This is a genomic window from Deltaproteobacteria bacterium, assembly GCA_003696105.1.
Classification (GTDB): domain Bacteria; phylum Myxococcota_A; class Polyangia; order Haliangiales; family J016; genus J016.
Map to the genome: position 1 here is coordinate 1 of RFGE01000192.1, position 7,186 is coordinate 7,186.

General features: G+C 74.8%; 6 protein-coding genes. 3 read left to right on the top strand and 3 right to left on the bottom strand.

The window, feature by feature from the left end; genetic code table 11:
* Both D6689_12725 and D6689_12730 read left to right on the top strand, forming a co-directional pair.
* The coding region (locus D6689_12725) for a hypothetical protein (GenBank protein ID RMH40789.1) at window positions 1-736 on the top strand (736 nt) is incomplete at its 5' end.
* 54 nt (window positions 737-790) lie between these two features.
* Window positions 791-1,444 (top strand): hypothetical protein, encoded by a 654-nt coding sequence (locus D6689_12730; GenBank protein RMH40790.1) that lies wholly within the window; start codon window positions 791-793, stop codon window positions 1,442-1,444.
* Between the two features lie 243 nt (window positions 1,445-1,687).
* Here D6689_12730 and D6689_12735 read toward each other — a convergent pair whose 3' ends face one another.
* The 3 genes from D6689_12735 to D6689_12745 form a co-directional block, all read right to left on the bottom strand.
* Entirely contained in the window at window positions 1,688-2,641 is a 954-nt protein-coding gene (locus D6689_12735; protein RMH40791.1) for a GGDEF domain-containing protein, read from the bottom strand.
* A 153-nt stretch (window positions 2,642-2,794) separates the two neighbouring features.
* On the bottom strand, window positions 2,795-4,387 hold the full coding sequence (locus tag D6689_12740) for a hypothetical protein (protein ID RMH40792.1): 1,593 nt from the start codon (window positions 4,385-4,387) through the stop codon (window positions 2,795-2,797).
* Between the two features lie 142 nt (window positions 4,388-4,529).
* Window positions 4,530-6,407, bottom strand: coding sequence for an ATP-dependent metallopeptidase FtsH/Yme1/Tma family protein (locus D6689_12745; GenBank protein RMH40793.1), 1,878 nt, complete (start codon window positions 6,405-6,407; stop codon window positions 4,530-4,532).
* A 269-nt stretch (window positions 6,408-6,676) separates the two neighbouring features.
* Between D6689_12745 and D6689_12750 the strand changes: the two genes are divergently transcribed.
* Entirely contained in the window at window positions 6,677-7,084 is a 408-nt protein-coding gene (locus D6689_12750; GenBank protein RMH40794.1) for a DoxX family protein, read from the top strand.
* The last annotated feature ends 102 nt before the right edge of the window (window positions 7,085-7,186 follow it).

The window sequence follows — 7,186 nt, forward strand, 5'->3', positions numbered from 1 at the left end:
CACCGGCACGGCCGCGGGCACCGGCACGGCCGCGGGCACCGGCGCGGGCGCGGGCACCGGCACGGGCGCGGGCTCCGGCGGGGCGAGCGCGGGCTCCGGCGGGGCGAGCGCGGGCGGCGCGGGAGCGGGCTCCGGCGCCGCCACGCTGTCCACCGGCGGCGGATCGGGCGTCGAGCCCGCCGTCGCGGGCGTGTCGGTCGAAGCTCCCGCCCCCGGCGGGCTGCTCACCGCCGTCGCCGAAATGGGGCCGGCGTTCGTGTCGATGGGGGCACTCGACGTGCCGGTCCGGCTCGCCGTCCGCGTCGGCGCCGGCTATCCCGTGGCGTTCGGCGCCCTGTCGGTCTCGCCCGGCGTGTCCGTCACGACCATTCCGGTGCCGTTCGAGGATCGCTCGGCGGGCACGGCGGCGCTCACGAGCGTGTCCGCCAACGTCCCCGTCGCCTACGCGCTGTCGCCGTCGTTGCGCGTGCGCGCGGAGTTCGGGGTCGGCGCGTTGTTGTTTTCGGGGCTCAAGGCGGGCAACCCGTTCACCGAAGGGGGGCGCCCTGCGACCGGCGCGCTGTCGATGCTGTCGCTTCGCGTCGCCGTCGGAGTGGACTACCGCATCGCGGGCCGCCTCGTCGCGACCGCCACGCCGCTGTCGTTCGCGACCAGCCCCGCCAAGGAGGGGCTGCATCCATCGATCGATTCGATTCGGCGCATCGCGGTGTTGTTCGGCGTCGGCTATGCCTTCTGACGGGCGCGACGGCCCGGGCTGAGGTCCGCCGCGGCTGCGCTACACTCGGCGCCCATGGATCGCGACCTGCGGCGCCGCCTCGGCGCGTTCGAGATCGGGCTGGCCGTGGCCGCCAGTGCGGTCGGCGCGCTGTTCGCCCGGTCGGGCGTCGAGCGCGGTGCGCCCGCGTTCCTGTACGCCGTGCCGGTCGCGATCGCGCTGGCCGCGGTGTGGCTGCTCCGGCGCCGGCCCGAGGAACGGACGATCCCGTCGTCGAAGCGGGTGTACACCCTGTACGTGCGCGAGTTCACCGACGCTCCCGTCGCCGACCTCGCGGCGCGGGTCGAGGCCTACGGCTACCAACTGGCCGTCGCCGATCGGTCGGCCGGCGACGCGCGCGCACCGGGCGACGCCGCGCACTTGGGCGGCTGCGCCCTGCGCGTTCGCGACCGGCGCGCGCCGCCGTCGTGGGGAGGCATCGACCTGTCCGTCGAGCGACGCACTGGCGGCACGGCGTTCGTCACCCTCGAGGCGGTCGACACCGAGCCGGGTTTCTACGACGAGCTGGCGCAGTACGTGGTCGCCGCGATGGGCGAACTGTGGCCGGAGTCGGAGTACACGCACACCGCCACCGACGCACGGCGCCCGCCCGCGGCGCTGCGCGACGAACTGCCGGCGCGCCCGCTCGGCCTCGCGTTGGTCGACGACGCCGCGGCGTCGAGCGCCTGAGCGGCGGATCGGCCTCCGGCGCCCCCGCTCGGCGCGAGTGCATCCTCGCCGCCGGCGGAGGCGCCGGAGTCGCGGGCCGCGAGCCCGGCCGAGACGGGCAGGAACCGCAACCGGCGAACCGCAGCGCATGGGCCGACCCGGAGCGCGACAAGCTCCCGCCGCCGATGTGTCCGCGGCCGCCGGTTTTGGCTCACGGCCGGAGCGGGCGCCGCGGGCGCACGCGCGTGCGGCCCGCCGAGCGCGTCATCCGCCGGACGCCACCAGCGCGGTGACGCGGCCGGGCGTCGCGTCCGCCTCGGCGTCGCCGCACGCGCGGACGCAGTTTCGCCCCGCGCGCTTGGCGGCGTACAGCGCGCGGTCGGCGCAGTCGAGCCAGTCGTTTTCGTGCGCGAGGTCGAGCGGCGGCGCGGATGCGACTCCGACGCTCACGGTGACGGGAATCGGTCGCCCCTCGTAGGTCACGCGCATCGACTCGACGGCCGCGCGCAGCCGCTCGGCGAACAACCGAGCGCCGCGCGCGTCGATCCCCCGCGCGATGACCGCGAACTCCTCGCCGCCGTAGCGCGCGAACAGGTCCTCGCAGCGAATGCGTTGCGCGATGCACAGGGCGAACTGCTGCAGCACGTGGTCGCCGGCCGGGTGGCCGAACCGGTCGTTGATCGCCTTGAAGTGGTCGATGTCGAACAGCAGCAACGACAGCGCGGTACCGTGGCGCGTCGCGAACCGCGCCTCCGCGCGCAGGTGCTCGGCGAAGTGGGCCCGATTGTACGCACCGGTGAGCGGATCGCGAGTCGCCGAATGGAGCAGCCGGTCGTGGAACGAGTTTTCGAGCGCCGACATGCGCACGAACTTGACGACCGTCTGCAGGCCGATGTGGAGGCAGTCGCCGTCGCGCAGCCGGCACGTGCGCACGCGCCGTCCGTTGTAGAACAGGCCGTTGCGGCTGCCGAGGTCCTCGACCTCGAGCGCGCCGGGTACCGACCGCAGGACGCAGTGACGGCGCGACACGGTCTCGTCCGGCAGGTGCAGGTCGGCCGCCGAGCTGCGGCCGACGACCCATTCGCGTCCCTCGGGCAGTCGCCACTTGGTGCCCAGCAGCGGGCCGCGGATGACGACCGCGTACGGCGCGCAGCTGTGCGCGGCCGCCAGCTCGGCGGGGAGGTCGCCCGCGAGGGTCATGTCGTCGTCGTGCGCCATTCGCGATCCCGAGTCGGTCGCATCCGCTCCGGCTTGACCGCGGTCGGTCCGGTTTTGCGGGCCGAGCGACGCAACGTGTTGGAATCACGCCCATGGCGTCCGTTGTCGGCGGGCGGCCGGCCGGTCCGCGGGCCAGCCGCCCGCGCCCGTGGGTCACGCGGTCTCGTCGGCGCCGGCCTCGCTGGCGTCCGGCGGCAGCGCGGCCTCGCCGGCATCCGGCGGCAGCGCGGCCTCGCCGGCGTGGGGCCGCGGCGCGGTCTGGCCGGCGTCCGGCGTCCGCGCGGCCCGTCCGGCGTCCGGCGTCCGCGCGGCCCGGCGGGCGTCCGGCGGCAGCGCGGCCTCGCCCGCGCCGGTGTGGCCGGCGCCGGTCTCGCCGGCGTCCGGCCGGCGCCACGACTCCGCGTTGCGCAGCGGCCGCGGCCCGACCGTGTCGCGCCCGAGCCGCCGCTGGCGCTCCCGCAGCACGTCGAACAGCTCCCGCGCGAACCGCGGCGTGTCGATGCCGTCGTGCGGCCAGATCGCTTCGACGAGTCGCGATCGCGACTGGGCGACCAACGTGATGGACCGGGTGGCGTCCGACCGCCGCACCTCGACGCACTGCAGCGCCACCAGCGCGACGCGGTCGCGGGCCGTACGCATGCCCCACACCGAGCGCTCGACCTCAAGCGTCCGCGCGCCCACGCGCACGCGCGCGGTGCCCCACTCGCGCCCGGCGTACTGCCAGGCGATCCCGGCGGCGGTGCACAGGGCGAGGACCGCGAACCCCGGGCCGGCGAGCAGCGCGCGGCCCACTCCCGATCGGGCGACGGCGATCCACGTGCCCGCCCACGCGATCAACGCGGTGCCGCCGATCGCGGCGACGGCGACCAGCAGCCACCGCGCGCGCTCGACGCCGCGCGGGTTGCGCAGAATCCAGATCGCCGCCTGCGCGAAGTCGCGCGTGCGCCGCACGCCGGTGCGGGGGAACAACCCGGCCGGGTCGACGACGTCGATGTCGGTGCGCAGCACCAGCCGGGAACGCCATTGATCCTCGTCGAACACCAGCCCGCCGCCGCAGTAGTCGCAGTTGAACGCGCCGCGCGCGCGGTCCCACTCGGTGACGTCGAGTTCGGCGTTGCACAGGGGGCAACGGATCGCGCCGACGACGGCGTTGGCGGTCATGGCGTCGCGCAGCTCGGTCGCCAGCCAGCGTTGTTCGTCGAGGTCGCGGACGCGGATGCGCGCGCAGCGGCCCGCCGCGTCGCGCAGATCGACGGTCGGCAGCGGCGCGGGCGGCGCGGCCGGCTCGCGGAGGCCGTCGCGCGCCAGCGCGGTGCGCCACAGCACGCGGCCGCGCCAGCGCCGCACGACCTGCACCGCGTCGCGGCCGACGCGGATCGTCCGGTCGGTGTGGCGCCACGCGACGGCGACCGCCAGCGGCGCGAGCCACGCGATCGCCGCCAGCGCCGCGCCCGGTCGCCAGCGCACCAACTCGAGCGCGCCGTAGCTCGCGATCCACGTCGCGAGCCAGGCGACGGCCGGGCCGGCCCAGCCGAGCCCCGCCGGCGCGATCGCGACGTCGGTGACGTCGCCGCGGCGAACCGCCACCATCCGGCCGCCCGGCGACGCCTCGGCTTCCAGCGGCAGGCCGCCGAGGTCGCGGATCCACCCGCAGTAGGCGCACTGGTGCCAGCCGAGTTCGCGGTCGCGCGCGCGAATGCGCATCGCGGCCTTGCATAGCTGGCACGTCGGCGCGCGGGCCCGCACCCATCCACGATAGCACCCGGGCGGCCGGCGGTCTCGCGGGCCACGGACCACCGCAAGCGAGCCGGCCCCGCCCGGGGCGGCGCGCCGGGCCGGCCCCGCGATGTGCATCGCGATCCTCGGTTGAGGAGCGACGCACCGCGGTTCACGTCGTGGGAGACGCCGCGGCGGCGGGTGCCGTGTCGGCGCGGTCGCCCGCGGCGCCGTCGCCGCGCACGATCGCGAGGATCTCGTCGCGGTCGAGGGTCTCCTTTGCGAGCAGCGCGGTCGCGAGCCGCTCGAGCGCCTCGCGTTTGGCCGACAAGATCTGCTCGACGCGGTCGTACTGCTCGTCGACCACGCGGCGGACCTCGGCATCGATGAGCTGTGCGGTGTGCTCGCTGTAGTTGCGCTCCTCGCCGAGCGGTGTGTCGAGGAAGCGCGCGGCCAGCGGCCGGCCGAACGTCACCGGACCGAGCTTGTCGCTCATGCCGAACCGGCACACCATCTGGCGGGCCGTTTCCGTCGCGCGCTCGAGGTCGTTCTGCGCGCCGGTCGACAGCTCGCCCGTCGCGATCGTTTCCGCGGCGCGGCCGCCGAGCATCACCGCGATCCGGTCGCGGAGCTCCGGCTCCGTGAGCAGGTAGCGGTCCTGCGTCGGCAGTTGCAGGGTCGCGCCGAGCGCACCCACCGACCGCGGGATGATCGTCACGCGGTGCACCGGGTCGGCGTGATCGACCGACAGCGCGATGAGCGTATGGCCCGCCTCGTGGAAGGCGACGCGCCGCTTCTCCTCCGGGCTCATGATCCGGCCGCGCTTTTCGAGGCCGAGTTGGATGCGGTCGACCGCCTCCTCGAAGTCGCACATCTGCACGCGCTCGCTGCCGCGGCGCGCCGCCGCCAGCGCGGCCTCGTTGACGACGTTGGCGAGGTCGGCGCCGACCATGCCGGGCGTGCGCTGGGCGATGACGGCGAGGTCGACGTCGTCGCCCAGCCGCACCTGGCGCGCGTGGACCTCGAGGATCGCGCGGCGGCCGTTGACGTCCGGTCGGTCGACCACGACCTGCCGATCGAACCGGCCGGCGCGCAGCAGCGCGGGATCGAGCACCTCGGGGCGGTTGGTCGCGGCCATGATCACGACGCCCTGGCTCGAGTCGAACCCGTCGATCTCGACGAGCAACTGGTTGAGCGTCTGTTCGCGCTCGTCGTGGGTCGCCATCGCGCCGAGCCCGCCGCGCGACTTGCCGATCGCGTCGATCTCGTCGATGAACACGATGCACGGCGCCCGCGACTTGGCCTGCTCGAACAGGTCGCGCATGCGCGCCGCGCCGACGCCCACGAACATCTCGACGAACTCGGAGCCCGACAGCGAAAAGAACGGCACGTTCGCCTCGCCGGCGACCGCGCGCGCCAGCAGCGTCTTGCCTGTGCCGGGCGGACCGACCAGCAGCGTCCCCTTGGGCAGGCGCGCGCCGAGCTTGGCGTACTTGTCCGGGTTGGCGAGGAAGTCGACGATCTCGCGCAGCTCCTGTTTGGCCTCGTCCACGCCGGCGACGTCGGCGAACGTGACGCGCTCGGTCTGGTTGCGGTCGTAGATTTTGACCTTGCTCTTGCCGAAGCTCAGCGCGCCGCCGCCGCGCGCCATCTTCTTCATGCCGTACCAGTAAAGCGCCATCAACAGGCCGAGCGGCAGCACCCAACCGAGCAACAGCGGCTGCCACCACGGCGTCTGGTCGATGCGTCCCACCAGACGCGCACCGCTTTTTTCGATGTCGTCGACCAGGCGCGTCTCGTCGATGCCCGGCAGGCGCGTCGCCTTGATGAGCGCCGGCTTGTCGCCCGCCCCGTCCTTGCGGCGGGCGACGATCTCGGTCTCGCGCACCTCGACCTCGGCGACTTCGCCGGCCCGGATCGCGGCGACCAGCTCGTCGTAGCGGACCGGCTGCGGGGCGGTCGCGCGGGACACCCACACGTTCGCGAGCCACATGAGGCCGAGCGCGACGAGCCAGAACACGATCGTGAAGTGCTGGCGCTTGGGTTGCATGGTCCCGATGTGGGCACCGCCGAACGGATGTCAACCGGCGGGCGGCCGGAGGCCCGCCGACAGGGGCGCCGGCGACAGGACGGCGTTGCGCGGGCGCGCGGCAGTGGTTATCCGGATCGACGGAACGCGAGCGCTGCCGGCCGTGCGACGGCCGGGCGCGCCGGCCCGGCGCGCCGAGTTCGCGGCGGGTGGACGCGCCAGTCCGCGCACGGACGCGCGGGCGCCCGCGGATCCGGTTCGATGCATTTCACTGGCAAAGGAGGTGCATCATGTGGGCCAAGATCTGGGACAAGCGACGAGACATCGCACTGTGGGCGCTCACCGCGTTGGCCGCCGCCGCGTTCGTCGCAGCGGGCGCGCTCAAGCTCGTCGGCGCCGACTTCGAGGTCGAGGCGTTCCGCAACTGGGGCTATCCGGCCTGGTTCCGGATCGCGGTCGGGTTGGTTGAGGTCGCCGCCGGCATCGCGCTGCTGATCCCGCGGGTCGCCACGGCTGCGGCCGCCGCGCTGTCGCTCATCATGGTCGGCGCGATCGGCACGCACGTCGCGTACGGCGAGTGGGCGCAGGCCCTTGTCCCCGTGGTGTTCCTCGCCGCGCTCGGGTGGATTGGCTACGAGCGGCGGCCCGAGGGCATCGAGCAGCGCCTGCATCAGCCCGCCTGGTCGCATCGCGCGTGATCGCAGCGGCGGGCGCGGCCGAGCGGCCGCGCGCGAAGGGTCCACGGCGGCGCCGGGCGCCGGGCTGATCGGATCCCGGCGCTCGCGCGTTTTCGGCTGGCG